Source organism: Pelagerythrobacter sp. Soil_C_18, from assembly GCF_057657235.1.
The window spans coordinates 502,167-517,120 of the sequence record NZ_JBDGIU010000001.1; the positions used below are offsets into that span (position 1 = coordinate 502,167).

General features: G+C 67.7%; 16 protein-coding genes. 6 read left to right on the plus strand and 10 right to left on the minus strand.

Annotation, left to right across the window (positions count from 1 at the left end; all coding sequences use genetic code 11):
• The first annotated feature begins 96 nt into the window (after window positions 1-96).
• The 3 genes from AC3A5N_RS02140 (at window position 97) to AC3A5N_RS02150 (ending at window position 4,583) form a co-directional block, all read left to right on the plus strand.
• A complete protein-coding gene (locus AC3A5N_RS02140; protein WP_487735658.1) occupies window positions 97-1,617 on the plus strand; it encodes a lipopolysaccharide biosynthesis protein in 1,521 nt (506 codons plus the stop codon).
• Between the two features lie 87 nt (window positions 1,618-1,704).
• Entirely contained in the window at window positions 1,705-2,706 is a 1,002-nt protein-coding gene (locus AC3A5N_RS02145) for a retroviral-like aspartic protease family protein (protein WP_487735659.1), read from the plus strand.
• A 50-nt stretch (window positions 2,707-2,756) separates the two neighbouring features.
• On the plus strand, window positions 2,757-4,583 hold the full coding sequence (locus AC3A5N_RS02150) for an ABCB family ABC transporter ATP-binding protein/permease (RefSeq protein WP_487735660.1): 1,827 nt from the start codon (window positions 2,757-2,759) through the stop codon (window positions 4,581-4,583).
• Window positions 4,584-4,638: 55 nt separating this feature from the next.
• Here the strand turns inward: AC3A5N_RS02150 and AC3A5N_RS02155 are convergent, their stop codons facing one another.
• The 4 genes from AC3A5N_RS02155 to AC3A5N_RS02170 form a co-directional block, all read right to left on the minus strand.
• Window positions 4,639-5,034, minus strand: coding sequence for a GFA family protein (locus tag AC3A5N_RS02155; RefSeq protein ID WP_487735661.1), 396 nt, complete (start codon window positions 5,032-5,034; stop codon window positions 4,639-4,641).
• Window positions 5,035-5,085: 51 nt separating this feature from the next.
• Window positions 5,086-6,387: an ATP-dependent protease ATPase subunit HslU gene (gene hslU / locus AC3A5N_RS02160; RefSeq protein ID WP_487735662.1), complete on the minus strand. Its 1,302-nt coding sequence runs from the start codon at window positions 6,385-6,387 to the stop codon at window positions 5,086-5,088.
• Window positions 6,388-6,514: 127 nt separating this feature from the next.
• Window positions 6,515-7,075, minus strand: coding sequence for an ATP-dependent protease subunit HslV (gene hslV, locus AC3A5N_RS02165; RefSeq protein ID WP_487735663.1), 561 nt, complete (start codon window positions 7,073-7,075; stop codon window positions 6,515-6,517).
• A gap of 61 nt (window positions 7,076-7,136) precedes the next feature.
• The gene (locus AC3A5N_RS02170; protein ID WP_487735664.1) at window positions 7,137-7,607 is read right to left on the minus strand and encodes an outer membrane protein assembly factor BamE; all 471 of its coding nucleotides are present in this window, start codon (window positions 7,605-7,607) and stop codon (window positions 7,137-7,139) included.
• 190 nt (window positions 7,608-7,797) lie between these two features.
• On the opposite strand from AC3A5N_RS02170, the gene AC3A5N_RS02175 reads away from it, so the two are divergent.
• Window positions 7,798-8,316, plus strand: a complete 519-nt coding sequence (locus AC3A5N_RS02175) for a ubiquinol-cytochrome C chaperone family protein (protein WP_487735665.1) — start codon at window positions 7,798-7,800, stop codon at window positions 8,314-8,316.
• Window positions 8,313-8,828, plus strand: coding sequence for a YceD family protein (locus tag AC3A5N_RS02180; protein WP_487735666.1), 516 nt, complete (start codon window positions 8,313-8,315; stop codon window positions 8,826-8,828). Before AC3A5N_RS02175 ends, AC3A5N_RS02180 begins: the two co-directional genes overlap by 4 nt.
• An 80-nt stretch (window positions 8,829-8,908) precedes the next feature.
• On the opposite strand, the gene AC3A5N_RS02185 is transcribed toward AC3A5N_RS02180, so the two are convergent.
• Window positions 8,909-9,871 carry a homocysteine S-methyltransferase family protein gene (locus AC3A5N_RS02185; RefSeq protein ID WP_487735667.1) on the minus strand — a complete coding sequence of 321 codons (963 nt, stop codon included), beginning with the start codon at window positions 9,869-9,871 and terminating at the stop codon, window positions 8,909-8,911.
• 222 nt (window positions 9,872-10,093) lie between these two features.
• Between AC3A5N_RS02185 and AC3A5N_RS02190 the strand changes: the two genes are divergently transcribed.
• Entirely contained in the window at window positions 10,094-10,756 is a 663-nt protein-coding gene (locus AC3A5N_RS02190; RefSeq protein WP_487735668.1) for a TetR/AcrR family transcriptional regulator, read from the plus strand.
• Between the two features lie 54 nt (window positions 10,757-10,810).
• Here the strand turns inward: AC3A5N_RS02190 and ssb are convergent, their stop codons facing one another.
• From ssb to AC3A5N_RS02215, 5 genes are all read right to left on the minus strand, one after another.
• Window positions 10,811-11,371 (minus strand): single-stranded DNA-binding protein, encoded by a 561-nt coding sequence (ssb, locus tag AC3A5N_RS02195; RefSeq protein ID WP_487735669.1) that lies wholly within the window; start codon window positions 11,369-11,371, stop codon window positions 10,811-10,813.
• Window positions 11,372-11,477: 106 nt separating this feature from the next.
• Window positions 11,478-13,334, minus strand: a complete 1,857-nt coding sequence (gene feoB / locus AC3A5N_RS02200) for a ferrous iron transporter B (protein ID WP_487735670.1) — start codon at window positions 13,332-13,334, stop codon at window positions 11,478-11,480.
• A complete protein-coding gene (locus tag AC3A5N_RS02205) occupies window positions 13,331-13,570 on the minus strand; it encodes a FeoA family protein (RefSeq protein WP_487735671.1) in 240 nt (79 codons plus the stop codon). Before AC3A5N_RS02205 ends, feoB begins: the two co-directional genes overlap by 4 nt.
• A gap of 60 nt (window positions 13,571-13,630) precedes the next feature.
• Window positions 13,631-14,290 (minus strand): COQ9 family protein, encoded by a 660-nt coding sequence (locus tag AC3A5N_RS02210; protein ID WP_487735672.1) that lies wholly within the window; start codon window positions 14,288-14,290, stop codon window positions 13,631-13,633.
• A 1-nt stretch (window position 14,291) separates the two neighbouring features.
• Window positions 14,292-14,906: an ankyrin repeat domain-containing protein gene (locus tag AC3A5N_RS02215; RefSeq protein ID WP_487735673.1), complete on the minus strand. Its 615-nt coding sequence runs from the start codon at window positions 14,904-14,906 to the stop codon at window positions 14,292-14,294.
• Window positions 14,907-14,954: the final 48 nt, after the last annotated feature.

Below are 14,954 nucleotides of genomic sequence, written 5' to 3' on the forward strand. Positions count from 1 at the left end.
CGAACGATCGATTCCGCCCCTCCGCGGCGGCCGATTTACCCCCGCGGCAGACCTGTATGCGGCAAATCTTCACCTTTGAGCCCTATCGCGCGCCTTATGAATGAGACGATTCCCTCGCCGGCACCGACGGCCGATGGCGCCTTCGCACAACGCGTGCGCAGCGCGGTCGCGTGGCGCTGGGGCACGCAGGTGCTCGCGCAGGCGATCACCTGGACCTCGACGATTCTGGTCGTGCGACTCCTCTCGCCCACCGATTATGGCCTGTTCGCGATGGCGCAGACGGTGATTACCGCCCTCGCCTTCCTCAACGGACAGAGCTTCGCGACCTCGCTGATCCAGGCCGAGCGTGTCGACGAGCGACGAATCGGGCAGGTCTTCGCGCTTCTGCTGATGCTCAACGGCGGGCTGGCGGCGACCCAGTTCCTGATGGCTCCGCTCGCGGCCGACTATTACAACCAGCCGGTGATCGCGCACATGCTGCGCGTGCAGGCGATCATCTTCCTGACCATTCCCTTTTCCGCCCTGCAGCAGGAGCTGCTCGCGCGGCGGATCGAGTTCCGCAGTCAGGGGCTGGTGAATCTCCTTTGCGCGCTGGTCGGGGCGAGCACCGCGCTCGTACTCGCGTGGTACGGGTTCGGCGTCTGGGCGCTCGTCTATGCGCCGATCGCCATGTACCTGACCCGCGCCATCGGGCTGACTCTCGCTGCGCGCCTGCTGGTGAAACCGGTGTTCGACCTGCGCGGCGCGGGCGACCTCATCACCTTCGGCGGCGCGCTGACGCTGTGCCAGTTCTTCTGGATCGTGCAGAGCCAGAGCGACATCGTGATCGCGGGCCGCGCGCTGGAGACGCACGATCTCGGCCTCTACTCCGAAGCGCTGTTCCTCACCCTGATCGTGACCGGGCGGTTCCTGCCGCCGATCAACGAAGTCGCCTTCCCCGCCTATGCCGAGTTGCACAAGGCTGGGCATGCGCTCGCTCCCTACTTCCTTCGCACCGTGCGCATGGTGCTGCTGGTGGTGGCGCCGATCTATGTCGGGCTCTCGCTCACCGCCGAGCCGGCCATTCTCACCCTATTCGGGGAGAAGTGGGCGGAGATGGCGCCCTTCGTCGCCGGGCTGGCGCTTGCGATGCCCTTCTTCGCGCTGCAGATCATCTGCTCGCCGACGACCAATGCGATCGGCCGGCCGCGAATCTATCTGACGACGGCGCTCTGCGGCGCGGTGATCTTTCCCGTACTGTTCCTGATCGGGATCCGATTCGGCCCGATGGGACTGGTCCACGCCTGGTGGGTCGCGGCGCCCACGCTGCTGGCCGTCACGCTGACGCTGACGCTACCCGCGATCGGCGTCCGTCTCCGTGACTTGCTCACGGCGATCACACCCGTCGCAGCTGCGTCCGCGCTGATGGCGGTTGCCGTTCTGGCGCTGCGCAGCTCGGTCGCCGGTTGGTATCCGATCGCGCAGCTTGCCGTGCTCGGGGCGGCGGGGGCGATCACCTATATGCTGACGCTATGGTTCGTCTGGCCGGGAGTCGTGCGCGACGCCTGGGCGATGCTGCGCCGCCAGCCCGACGCCGCGCCGGAGGTCACTGCGCCGCTCGGCGCCACGCACGCCTGACCGGAGACAGCCCGCTGCCGAACCACCATTGGTAGCGGTGAACGCCCTGTGGTATGCTGTGCACGATCTGTCGAATGGGAGATCGTCATGTCGCTCCTAGTTTTCGCCGCCGGTGCGCTGATCCAGATATCGACGCCCGAGCCTGCCGAGCCGCCCGCGCCTGTGGCGACACCCGTTCCCGCGCCCACACCGGCCGATTCGGCCGCCCTGCTCGACAAGATGGCCGGCGCCGCGGGCGAGACCATCGAGAGCATGACCGACTACTATCAGCGCATGACGGTGCCGGTGACGATCGAGGGCCAGGGCCCGTTTCGTTTCATGATCGATACAGGCGCCCAGGCGACGGTCGTCACCCGCGGGCTCAGCGACCGGCTCGGCCTCAAGCCGCTCGGCCATGCCACCGTGGTCGGCATGGCGAGCTCGCAGCAGGTCCAGCTCGTCGAGCTCAACGGGCTCGAATTCGCTGCGCGGACGTTCGACGACCTCCACGCCCCGCTGCTCGAGGCGCAGCATGTCGGCGCCGACGGCATCATCGGCCTCGATAGCCTGCAGGATCTGCGCGTGCTGATCGACTTCCGCGAAGGCACGATCGCGGTCGACGATGCCGAGGCGCTCGGCGGCAACCGCGGCTATGAGATCGTGGTGCGCGCACGGCACAAGCTCGGCCGGCTGATAATCGCCGACGCGCGGATCGACGGGGTGAAGACCGCTGTGGTGATCGACACCGGCGCGCAGGGCAATCTCGGCAATCGCGAGTTGCAGGAGCGGCTGCGGGCGAAAAAGCTGGAGCAGGTGCGCTCTACCGATGTCCATGGGGTCGATCTCGTCGGCGATCTCGATTTCGTCGATTCGGTCAAGATAGACGAGTTCGTGATCCAGAACCTGCCGATCGCCTTCGCCGACGGGCCCGCGTTCGCCGCACTGGGGCTTGACCGAAGGCCGGCGCTGATCCTCGGCATGCGCGACCTGCGCCTGTTCGACCGGGTGGCGATCGACTTCGAATCGCGCACGGTGCTGTTCGACATGCCGCGGGGATACGCTTCAGGTAACCGCGGGCTGCGCTTCGGCGGCATACCGACCCGCTTCTAGCCAGCCCCGTCCATTGCACCGGCGGAGCGGCGTCGCCACATAGGCGCGCGATGCCGCCCGCCGCCCCCTCCCCCGCCCCCGCCAATCACGACGGGTGGGCGACGATCCGGCGGTTCCTCCCCTATCTCTGGCCCCGCGACAATGCCGCGCTGCGGCGGCGGATTGTGATCGCGCTGCTGCTGGTGCTCGCGGCGAAGGCCGTCACCCTCGCGCTCCCCTACGCCTACAAGCGGGCGGTCGACGCGATGACGACGCCGGCGAACGAGGCGGCGATGGTCGCGCTCGCTTTCGTCATCGCCTACGCCGCTGGCCGTTTCGCCTCGGTCGGGTTCGACAACGCGCGCAACGTCGCGTTCGAGCGCGTGGGGCAGGAAGCGACCCGGCATCTTGCCGAGGATACCTTCGCCCGGCTCCATCGCCTTTCGCTGCGCTTCCACCTCTCGCGCCGAACGGGCGAGGTCACCAAGGTGGTCGAGCGCGGCACCAAGAGCATCGACTCGATGCTCTACTTCCTGCTCTTCAACATCGCGCCGACGGTGATCGAGCTCCTCGCGGTCGCGGTGATCTTCTACTTCCACTTCGGCTGGGGCTTGGTGCTCGCGACCGCGGTGACGGTCGCGGCTTACGTCGCGGTGACGCGCTGGATCACCGAATGGCGCACCAAGCTGCGCAAGGAGATGAACGATCTCGACGGCCTGGCGCTCTCGCGCGCGGTCGATTCGCTCCTCAACTACGAGACGGTGAAGTACTTCGGCGCTGAAGGGCGGGAGCGCGAGCGCTACGGCCGCGCCGCGCGCGCCTATGCCGAAGCGGCGATCCGCAGTGAAAACTCGCTCGGCCTGCTCAACGTCACGCAGTCGCTGATCACCAACCTGCTGATGGGCGGCGCAATGGCCTATACCGTCTGGGGCTGGAGCCAGGGCGAACTGACCACCGGCGACCTCGTCTTCGTCAACACGTACCTCGCGCAGCTCTTCCGCCCGCTCGACATGCTCGGCTGGGTTTACCGCACCGTGCGACAGGGGCTGATCGACATGGCCGCCATGTTCGAGCTGATCGACACCGAGGCGGAAGTCGAGGACACGCCCGGCGCACCCGCGCTGGTCGTCCGCCGGCCGAGCATCGCGTTCGACAATGTCGTGTTCGGCTACGATCCGGGGCGGACGATCCTTCACGGGCTCAGCTTCGAAGTGCCCGCCGGCGCGCACGTGGCGATCGTCGGCCCCTCGGGCGCGGGCAAGAGCACGATCGCCCGGCTGCTGTTCCGCTTCTACGATCCGTTGTCGGGCCGGGTCCTGATCGACGGGCAGGACATCACCCAGGTCACGCAAGCCAGCTTGCGCGCCGCGATCGGCATCGTCCCGCAGGACAGCGTGCTGTTCAACGATACGATCGGCTACAACATCGCCTACGGCCGCGCCAACGACACAGGGGCCGCGACGCAGGACGAGATCGTACGCGCCGCGCGCGACGCTGCGATCATGCCGCTGATCGAGCGCCTGCCCGACGGGTTCGAAACCGAAGTCGGCGAGCGCGGCCTTAAGCTATCGGGTGGGGAGAAGCAGCGCGTCGCCATCGCCCGCACGCTGGTCAAGAACCCGCCGATCCTGCTGCTCGACGAAGCGACCAGCGCACTCGATTCGCGCACCGAGCAGGACATCCTCGCCACGCTCCACCGGGTGAGCGAGAACCGCACCAGCCTGTCGATCGCGCACCGCCTCTCGACCATTGCCGACGCCGACGAGATCCTGGTGATGGAGCACGGCCGCCTCGCCGAACGCGGCAGCCACTCCGCGCTGCTGCGCGCGGACGGCCTCTATGCAGAGATGTGGCGCCGCCAGCAGGCTGAGAGCGAAGTCAGCGAAGCGGCGGAGTGACCAGCGAAGGTCCTCCCCCATTAGCGCTATGCGAAAATGGGGAGGAGCGAAGGAACTACCCCGGATACCGCTCGAACCGCGGCAGCTCGCCCAGTGTCGCCTCCCACGGGAGCTCGTCCGCCACCTGCACGTGAATCTGCGGCGGATAGTTCTCCGGATCGTCGAGCGTCGCGGTCTGGATGTCCACCAGCCCCGGCAGCACCTTCTCGTTCACGTAATAGAGCCCGGTTCCGCAAGCACCGCAGAAATAGCGCTCGGCATCGGCCGAGGATCGGTACAGCGCAGGCTCGCCCTCGGCGATCGTGAACTCGTCGCTCGCGACTGCCATCCAGGCGACGCCGGCCGCGCCGGCGCAGCGGCGGCAGTCCTCGCAATGGCAGACCGAAACGTGCTTCGGCTCGCCCTCAACCCGGTAACGCACCGCACCGCAATGGCATCTGCCGCCCGTCATGACATTTCTCCCTCGATTCGAGGGAGAGAACATATCGGGTACGCAGCCGCGCTACAAGATGTACTTCGAAAGATCGCTGTCGGCCGCGAGGTCCTCGAGCCGCTCGCGGACATAGGCGGCATCGATCGTCACCGTCTCGCCCTGGCGGTCCTCGGCCTCGAAGCTCAGTTCCTCGAGCAGCTTTTCCATCACCGTCTGCAGGCGGCGAGCGCCGATGTTCTCGATGCTCTCGTTCACCCGTGCGGCGATCCGGGCGATCTCGCGCACTGCATCGTCGCCGAGTTCGAGCGTCACCTGCTCGGTGCCCAGCAGCGCCTTGTACTGTGCCACCAGATTCGCGCGCGTTTCCGACAGGATGCGCACGAAATCCTCCTCGGTCAGCGCGCGCAGCTCCACCCGGATCGGCAGGCGGCCTTGGAGTTCGGGCAGCATGTCCGAGGGCTTGGCCAGATGGAACGCGCCGCTGGCGATGAACAGCACGTGGTCGGTCTTCATCGGCCCGTACTTGGTCGACACCGTGGTGCCTTCGATCAGCGGCAGCAGGTCGCGCTGCACGCCCTCGCGGCTGACCGAACCGCCGCGCACGTCGGAGACGGCAATCTTGTCGATCTCGTCGAGGAACACGATGCCGTTGGTTTCGGCGTTCTCAAGCGCGACCCGGGCGACGTCGTCCTGGTCCATGCGCTTCTCGGCTTCTTCCTCGACCAGCTTGTCCCAGGCGTCCGGCACCTTGAGCTTGCGCCGCTTCATCGGCGTCTTGCCCATCGCCTTGCCGAGCATGTCGGACAAGTTGATCATGCCCACGTTGCCGCCCATGCCGCCGAGGTCGAAGGGCATCTGCGGCGCCTCCTCCACCTCGATCTCGACTTCGACCTCGTTCATAGCGTTCTGGACGATCCGCTCGCGGAACGATTCGCGGGTGGCTTCGCTGGCGTTTTCGCCGACGAGCGCCTTGAGCAGCCGGTCCATCGCCGCCTTGCTCGCTGCCTCGCGCACAGCCTCCCGGCGGCGGTCCTTCTCCAGCCGGATCGCTTCCTCGACAAGGTCGCGCGCGATCTGCTCGACGTCGCGGCCGACGTAACCGACCTCGGTGAACTTGGTCGCCTCGACCTTCACGAACGGCGCATCGGCCAGCTTGGCCAGGCGCCGGCTGATCTCGGTCTTGCCGCAGCCGGTCGGGCCGATCATCAGGATGTTCTTGGGCGTCACCTCGTCGCGCAGATCGGACGAGAGCCGCTGGCGGCGCCAGCGATTGCGCAGCGCCACGGCCACCGCGCGCTTCGCTTCCTTCTGCCCGATGATGTGCTCGTCGAGAGCGGCGACGATCGCCTTGGGGGTAAGTGCTTCGGTCATTTTCTTCCCATTGCTCTCTCCCCTTCAGGGGAGAGATACGGAGACTTGGCTGCGCAGCAGGCTAGTCGGAGTTGAGAGGGGGGGTCGCATTGCCCCTCTCCCAACCCTCTCCCTGAGGGGAGAGGGCTTAGACCGTCTCCACCGTCACATTGCCGTTGGTGAACACACAGATATCCGCCGCGACCGCCATCGCCTTGCGCGCGATCTGCTCGGCATCGTCTTCGTAGGCGTCGAGCGCGCGGGCGGCAGCGAGCGCGTAGTTGCCGCCGGAACCGATCGCGGCGATCCCCGCCTCGGGCTCCAGCACGTCGCCGTTGCCGGTCAGCACGAGCAGGGTGTCCTTGTCGGCGACGATCATCAGCGCTTCGAGGTTGCGGAGGTACTTGTCGGTCCGCCAGTCCTTGGCGAGCTCGACCGCGGCGCGCATGAGCTGCCCGCTATATTGCTCGAGCTTCTTTTCCAACCGTTCGAACAGGGTGAAGGCATCCGCCGTCGCGCCGGCGAAACCTGCGACCACCGCGCCGTCCTTGCCGATGCGGCGAACCTTGCGTGCATTGGGCTTCATCACCGTGTTGCCCATGGAGACCTGGCCGTCGCCGGCGACGACGGTCTTGCCGTTCTTGCTGACCCCGATGATGGTGGTGCCGTGCCACTGGATCAGGCCGTGACTCGCCGCGTTCTCGTCCATGCCGCGCGATATGGGGTGGCGCGCGCGGCGGTCAAGGAAACCAGTGCCGCCGGAAATCGGCTCAGACGCCGGGTCCGCCCGCGCCGCCGCCGACACCCGGCGTGCCGACCTGGCCGATGTTGCCGAACAGGTCCTCGAAGAATCCGCGTTCGCGGCCGAGCGTCGGCGTCTCCTTGCCGTCGGGGCTGAGATAGACGACGTCTTCCAGCCCGGACTGCTCGGTCGCGACGACATTGCCCGCGGCGTCGAACTTCACCGCGAGAACCGAATGCTGGCGGATCGTCGGGCGCACGAACGGCCGGCGGCCGGTGGTGCTGGAGACATAGTACCAGGTCTCGTCGCCGAACTGGCTGGTGAAGCTCGGCCGGCCGAGCGTAGCCGCGACCGAGCGTTCGTTGTCGATGCCGGGCTGGATCGCGGACACGAGCGTCGCGTCCTGGATGTAACCGCGATTCTCGCGGATCGCGCTACACCCGCCCAGGGCCAGCGCCGCCACAACCGCCGCCACGCCCAAAGCCTTACCTGCCTGCATCGAGAAACCTTCCGAAATCGGCGCACACGCCTTTTGCAAGGCGCGGCGAAACCTTCTATCGGCGCGAGCCTTACGGCGATGCGCGCGTGCTTGCAACTTTGCCGCTTGCGCGCTGTGCGGCGGCGGGGTTGAATTGCCCCTGAACATCGAACCGGACACCTGACGAACTTTGGGACGAACACGAACGGCCATGTCACTGCTTGCGAAAATCTTCGGTCCGCAGACCGATCCCAAGGACCGGTTCGTGCCGTTGTGGCGCGGGATCGTGGCGATCGCGCGCGAGCCGCAGTGGTACGCCGATTGCGGCGTCGCCGACACGCAGGAGGGGCGCTTCGACATGCTCTCCGCCGTGCTCGCGGCAGTGATCGTGCGGATGGAGCGCGACGAGAGCCTGCGCGCACAGGCTGCGCTGCTGACCGAGCTGTTCGTCGAAGATATCGAGGGCCAGCTCCGCCAGCAGGGGATCGGCGATCCGACGCTCGGCAAGCGCATGGGCAAGCTGATGAGCGCGCTCGGCGGCCGCATCGGCGCCTACCGCGCGGGGCTCGCGAACACCGGCGATGCGGCGCTGACCGACGCCGTGACCCGCAACGTCACGTTCGGCGACGGCGGCAGCGCGAGCTGCGTCGCCGAGCGGCTGCGCGCGCTCCACCGCACCTTGCAGGAAACCCCGGCCGAGGCGCTGCTGCGGGCGGAGATCGCACGATGATCGAGAGCGAGCTGTCTCGGATCGTCAAGCTGCGCCAGATCGACGCCCGCCCCATTCGGATCGAAGCGAACGCCGAAGAACGCGCCGCGCTGGCCGAGCGCTTCGGGATCGTTGCGGTGGACCGGCTCGCGGCCGATGTCACGCTGGAGCGCGAAGGCGAGGATGTGGCCGTGTCGGGCCGGCTCGAGGCGGACATCGTCCAGACCTGCGGAATTTCGGGCGAGGATTTTCCGGTCCGCATAGACGAGCCGATCGCCCTGCGCTTCGTCCCTGGAGCCCTCCGCAGCGTGCCCGACGAAGAGATCGAGCTCGACGAAAGCGAGCTCGACGAGATCGAGTACACCGGCGACGCCTTCGATCTCGGCGAAGCGGTCGCCCAGTCGCTCGGCCTCGCGATCGATCCCTACGCGACCGGTCCGAACGCCGATACGGTGCGCAAGGAAGCCGGCCTCCTCGAGGAAGGCGCCACCGGCCCGCTGGCCGAAGCGCTCAGGGCGCTGAAGAAGGACTGAGCGGCTCCAGGAGATCGGGCAAAGGCGGGCACCGCCGGGCTGGTCCCCGCCCGCGCGAGGAGTAGAAGACCGGCCGTAGCCTAGCGCGCCGCGGCCTCCGCGATCGCGGCGATGTGGCGGTGATCGGTGCCACAGCAGCCGCCGAGTACCGCAAGATGCGGCAGCGCGGTGACCAGTTCACCGTATTCGCGGCCAAACTCTGCCGGATTGCCGGCGTCGAGTTCCTCCATGCCGTCGAGTTCGGCGTGGCTGAGCCGCGAGGCATTGGCGCGCAAGCCCTTGATCCGCTTGGTCCACTCGCCGCCGGCGAGCAGCGCCGGGCTGAAGTGGGAGGGATGCGCGCAATTGACCATGTAGTAGGCCGGCCCACCGCCCGTAGCCTGATCGACTGCGGCAATGGCCTGCTCCAGCGTATCGCCGGTCGGCAGCCGCGAGTCGGTCTCGACCGTGAACGAGATGGCCGAGGGCAAGCCCGCCTCCTGCGCTGCCTGCACGATCCCGATGGCCTCGGGGACATTGGTGATCGTAATTCCGGCGATCATATCCGCACCGGCCTCCCCGAACGTTCGGGCCTGCCACGAATGGTACTCGCGGGCTTCCTGCACACCCATGATCTCCGCCGGGTTGTAACCGTCGCCGCGCGGGCCGATGCAGCCGCTCACCACGATCGGGCACTCCGCCGTCTCATGCCGCGCCCGCAGATCGGCCAGCATGTGGATCGCCTCGTGGTTGTATGCCGCGAGTTCTCCCAACGACATGCCGAGCGGTTCCGCCCAGTCGCGGCTCGACCGCCAGGTTGCGCTTTCCAGCACGAAACCGGCCTTCGCCTCCTTGGCGATCGCCAGATACGTTTCGAAATAGCGCTCCAGATGCGCGCGGCCGCCCGGCCTGCGCAGCATGTCGATGGCAGCGAAGCAGGCGAGGTCCACCCCGTCCTGGAAAAGCAGCGTGGTCTCCAGACCGCCATCGGTCAGGAATAGTTTGCCCTGGAGCTGCGGCAGGTCGTGGCCCGTGATTGGCGTAGCCGTCAAAGTGTCGGTCATCTCGTGTCCTCCGTGTCGGTTGAACGGCGCGAGCCGGGGCGGCCTCCCACCACGGGCAGAAGTGTGGTAGAAGGTGCACGGTGGTCGCGTCGAAAAGTGGGCACAATCTACCGGCGGGTCCGCGACCCAATCTAGCGGGCCCATGGTCGGTTGATTCGAAGAGCCCGGCAAACTGCTGTTTTGGCAGGCCTGTTTTCAGGCCGCAGGGAACGGAGCGTGGCGATGCACGGCACTCTCGAGCCGAAGAACCGACCGGCGGTACAGTCCGCCGAGCCGACCAAGGGCGAACGCACGCGTCAGCGGCTGATGGACTTCGCGGAAGAAGCGGTGCTGCGCAAGGGATTCGCCGCGACCTCGATCGACGAGCTGGTCGAAGCCACGGGAATCACCAAGAGCGGTTTCTTCTATCACTTTCGCGACAAGGACGACCTGGCGATGCAACTCGTCGCCCGTTTCGTCGAGCGCGACAGCGAACTTCTCGATGAACTCGCGGAGCGTGCGCGGACGCTCTCGGACGATCCGCTGCAGAGCTTCCTGATCTTCCTCAGGCTCTTCGCCGAGATGATGGACGACCTGCCCAACGTCCATCCGGGCTGCCTGGTCGCATCGGTGATCTACCAGGACCGCGCCTTCAACCGGGAGGTCTCGGCGATGGCCTCCGAGGCGATCCTCCTCTGGCGCGAACGCTTCCACGACTGGCTGAGCCGGATCGCCGATCGCTACCCGCCCAAGATCGAGACCGACCTCGTGGCGCTCGCCGACCACTTCAGCGTCGTCGCGGACGGTGCAATCGTCACCTCTCGCGCCTTGAACGACAAGGAGGTGGTCGGCCGCCAGGCGCGGCTGTTGCACGACTATGTGAAGTTGCTGTTCGACGGGCGCTAGCCGCGTCACGCAGGGCCAGCCGATCGCGCCGCTACAAAGGCGACCCGGCAGCCCTCAGAATGGAATATCGTCGTCCAGGTCGTCGAAGTTGGAGCCGCCGCCCGAACCCGAGCCCTGCCCGCCGCCCTGACCGCCGCCCGAGCCCTGGCCGCCGCCGCCCTGGTTCCAGCCGCCGTCGTTGCCGCCTGCAGCGCCGCCGCGGTCCCAGCCGCCACCGCCGCTACGCTGGCCGCCGCCACCGCCACTACCCCCGCCTGCGCCCGGTGCGCCGTCGAGCATGGTCAGCGTGCCGTTGAAGCCGCGCAGCACGATCTCGGTCGAATAGCGGTCCTGCCCGTTCTGATCCTGCCATTTGCGGGTCTGGAGCTGGCCTTCGATGTAGACCTTGCTGCCCTTGCGCAGGTAGTTCTTGGCGACGTTGATCAGCCCTTCGGAGAAGATCGCCACGCTGTGCCACTCGGTCCGCTCCTGCCGTTCGCCGGAGTTGCGGTCCTTCCACTGCTCGCTGGTCGCGATGCGCAGATTGCACACCGCGCCGCCGTTCTGGAACTCGCGCACTTCGGGATCGGCGCCGAGGTTGCCGATGATCATGACTTTGTTGAGGCTGCCGGCCATGGATTCGCTTTCCTCTTTCGGGTGTGGCGAACGGCTTAACCAATGGGCCGAAGCCGCGCCACCCCGAGAACGGGCCAATCCTGAGGATATTTTCGCCCGAAAGCGGCTACAGCCCCAGCGCCACCGCGATCCAGTACGTCAGCCCCGCGAAGACATAGGCGAGCGCGAACAGGTAGCCGACCATGAACGCCGGCCACTTCCACCCGTTCGTCTCCCGCCGCGCGACGGCGATGGTCGAGAGGCACTGCGGCGCGAACACGAACCACGCCAGGAAGGCGAGCGCCGTCGGCAGGCTCCAGCGCGCCGCGACCTCGTGCTCGAGCGCGAGCGCGGTCTGCTCCTCGTCCTCCGAAGCGACCGCATAAGTGGTCGCGAGCGAGGACACGGCGACCTCGCGCGCCGCCATCGCCGGCACCAGCGCCAGCGCCATCTCGCGGTTGAACCCGATCGGCTCGACCACGACATGAACCCCGTCGGCGACCATACCGGCGAACGAGGCGTCGATCTGGCTCTCGCCCGGGTCGGCCTGGGGGAAACTCAGCAGCACCCAAAGCGCGATCGTGGCGGCGAAGATGATCGTGCCCGCGCGGCGCAGGAATATCCAAGCGCGCTGCCACAGCCCGATCGCGAGATCGCGCAGGCGCGGCATCTGATAGCGCGGCATCTCCATGATGAAGCCGCTCGCGGCCCCTTCGGTCACCGTGCGGCGCAGCAGCAGCGCCGCCGCCATCGCCCCGACAATGCCGGCGAGATAGAGCGCGAACAGCACGAGGCCCTGCAGCCCGATGCCCGCGCCCACCGTGGTCTGCGGGATCACCGCCGCGATGATCAGCGCATAGACCGGCAGCCGGGCGGAGCAGGTCATCAGCGGCGCGATCAGGATCGTCGTCAGCCGGTCCTTCGGGTCGGCGATGCTGCGCGTCGCCATGATCCCCGGGATGGCGCAGGCGAAGCTGGAGAGCAGCGGAATGAAGCTTTTGCCCGACAGGCCGACGCCGGCCATCATCCGGTCCATGATGAAGGCCGCGCGCGCCATGTAGCCGCTCGCCTCCATCACCAGGATGAAGGCGAACAGGATCACGATCTGCGGCAGGAACACGACCACCGAGCCGACGCCGGCAAGAATGCCCTGGGTCACCAGGTCGCGCAGGAAACCGCCGGAGAAGGTCGCTATCACCCAGTCGGAGATCGCGGTCACTGCAGCCTCGAGCCCGTCGGCGAACGGCGTCGCCCAGGCGAAGACCGCCTGGAACATCACGAACAGGATCGCGAACAGGATCACTGGGCCGATCCAGGGGTGCAGCAGCACCCGGTCGACTTGCGCGTGGATGCGATGCTCGGCCGACTCGGCGACTGTCGCCGCTTTCGCCACCTTCCGCGCGGTCTGCCGCCGCTCGGGCAAAGTCGTGGCCGGCCCCGGGACGGCCGGAGACGGATCGGCGGCAGCGCGCACGTCCGCCTGCTCGATCGCTTCGGCGAGCTCGGTCAGCCCCTTGCGCCGCACCGCGACGGTCGGGATCACCGGAACGCCGAGCGCCTTCTCGAGCGCGGCCGGGTCGAGCGTCAGCCCGTCGCGCTCGGCGAGGTCGAGCATGTTGAGCGCGATCACCGTCGGCCGCCCCAGCGCGATCACTTCCTGCGCGAACACGAGGTGCTGTTCGAGATTGGCGGCGTCGAGCACCAGGACCAGCACTTCGGGCAGGGCTTCGCCGGGAAACTCGCCGTGGATGACCTTGCGCGTGACTTCCTCGTCCGGGCTCGCCGCGTCGAACGAATAGCTGCCCGGGAGGTCGATCAGCTCGACCGGCGCGCCCGAGGGCAGGATCAGCCGGCCCGCCTTGCGCTCCACCGTGACGCCCGGATAGTTGGCGATCTTCTGCCGCGCGCCGGTGAGCGCGTTGAACAGCGCGCTCTTGCCCGAATTGGGATTGCCGACGAGGGCGGCCCTGCGCTGGCGGGTCATATCGCTTGCACCGTCATCGCCGCCGCATGGACGCGGCGCACGGCCACGGTCATGCGGCCGACGGTCACGGTAAGCGGATCGACGCCGCCGAACACGCCGCGATGCGCCACCGCCACGTGCGCGCCCTGGTCGAGCCCCATCGCCTGCAGGCGCTTCGCATCTTCGGGGGCGAGAGTGGCCCAGTCGACCGATAGGACGGTCGCTCGCTGGCCGCGATCGAGCTGGTCGAGTGTCATGCCTAGCCCGCTATGGGATGCGCGCCCCATTTGCAACTGATTATCAATAGAGCTTCCGGGCTAGCGCGCCGGATAGCGCAGCCGCCCGAGGAATCGCGCCACGTTGAACCCGTCGCCGCCACTGTTCAGGAGCTGCGCCTTGGCCTTCTCGAACCGCATGACGCCGTCGATTCGCCGGCCGAGGAAGGCGCGCGTCTCGGCCTTGGCCTCGCTCTCGTCGTCGACGAACACGGCCACGGTCGCGGCGTAGATCGAGGCGAGGAGTGCCCGCTTGGTATAGTGGTTGTAATCGGTCGCCGTATCGCCGGCGAGCCGCCACATGACGTCGGCGCTGCGCCAGCCGAGCTTGAGGCTGCGCGCCGCGTTCTGCGGCATGGCCATGATCGACAGCGCGCGCCGCAGCGCTTCCTCGCGGCCGAGCATGGCATCGAGCCGCGCCTGGACCAGCCCTGCGATTCGCGCGCGGATCTTCATGGCTGCGAGCCGTTCGGGCGGCAGCGCCGCGGCCATCGCCGCATCGATCGATTCGAACCACGCGGCGATCATGTCCATCGCCCCGCCAGGGTAGGCGAGCGCGGCGACGTCGGGATCGACGCCTTCGATCTCCGCCGCCACGCGCACGGCCTCGTCGGTCCAGCCGTCGAAGATCGCCGAATCGGCGACCGCGGGCGCCAGCGCGAGCCGCAGTTCGTCGAGCGTCAGGTCGGCGGAGAGCGCCATATCAGAACCTCGGCCCGTAGCTCGGGCCGCTCGCGGCCTTCGTCTCGTCGGCCGCGGCGATGGCTTCGGCGATGCGGGTGTCGGAGCCGAGCAGTTCGGCATAGTCGCGCGCGGAGCGGCCCGAGTTGTCGGTCCGGCCGGGGTTGGCCCCCTTCTCCAGCAGGAGCCGGACCATCGCCATGTCGCGCCGGTGGATCGCCGCGATCAGCGGCGTCTCGCCGGTCGCGCTGGTCACGTCGACATGCGCGCCGGCTTCGATCAGTTCCTTCGCCCCTTCAACGAGGCCGAGCCGCACCGCGATCGACAGCGGGGTATTGCCGGCCTTGTCGCGCACGTTGGGATTGGCGCCCTTGGCGGTCAGGAAGCGGATCCACACCGGATCGCGCCGCTCGGTCACGATATGCAGCGCGGTCTGCCCGGTGGAGATGTCGCGGGCATTGACCACGACCGCACCCGGCTGGCTGAGCGCTTCGGTGACCTTGGTTCCGTCGCGCTCGCGCACGGCTTCCAGGAACTCGTATCCTTCCGACATCATCTGGGCGGCGGCCGGCGCGGCCACAATCGCGGCTGCCAGTCCGATCGCCAGGGTCGCCTTGCGCAGAACGGCGCGGGCCATGTCTTCCCTACCTTTCGTCGTCGTGTCTTGTCGTCGTCGTGTCATGGG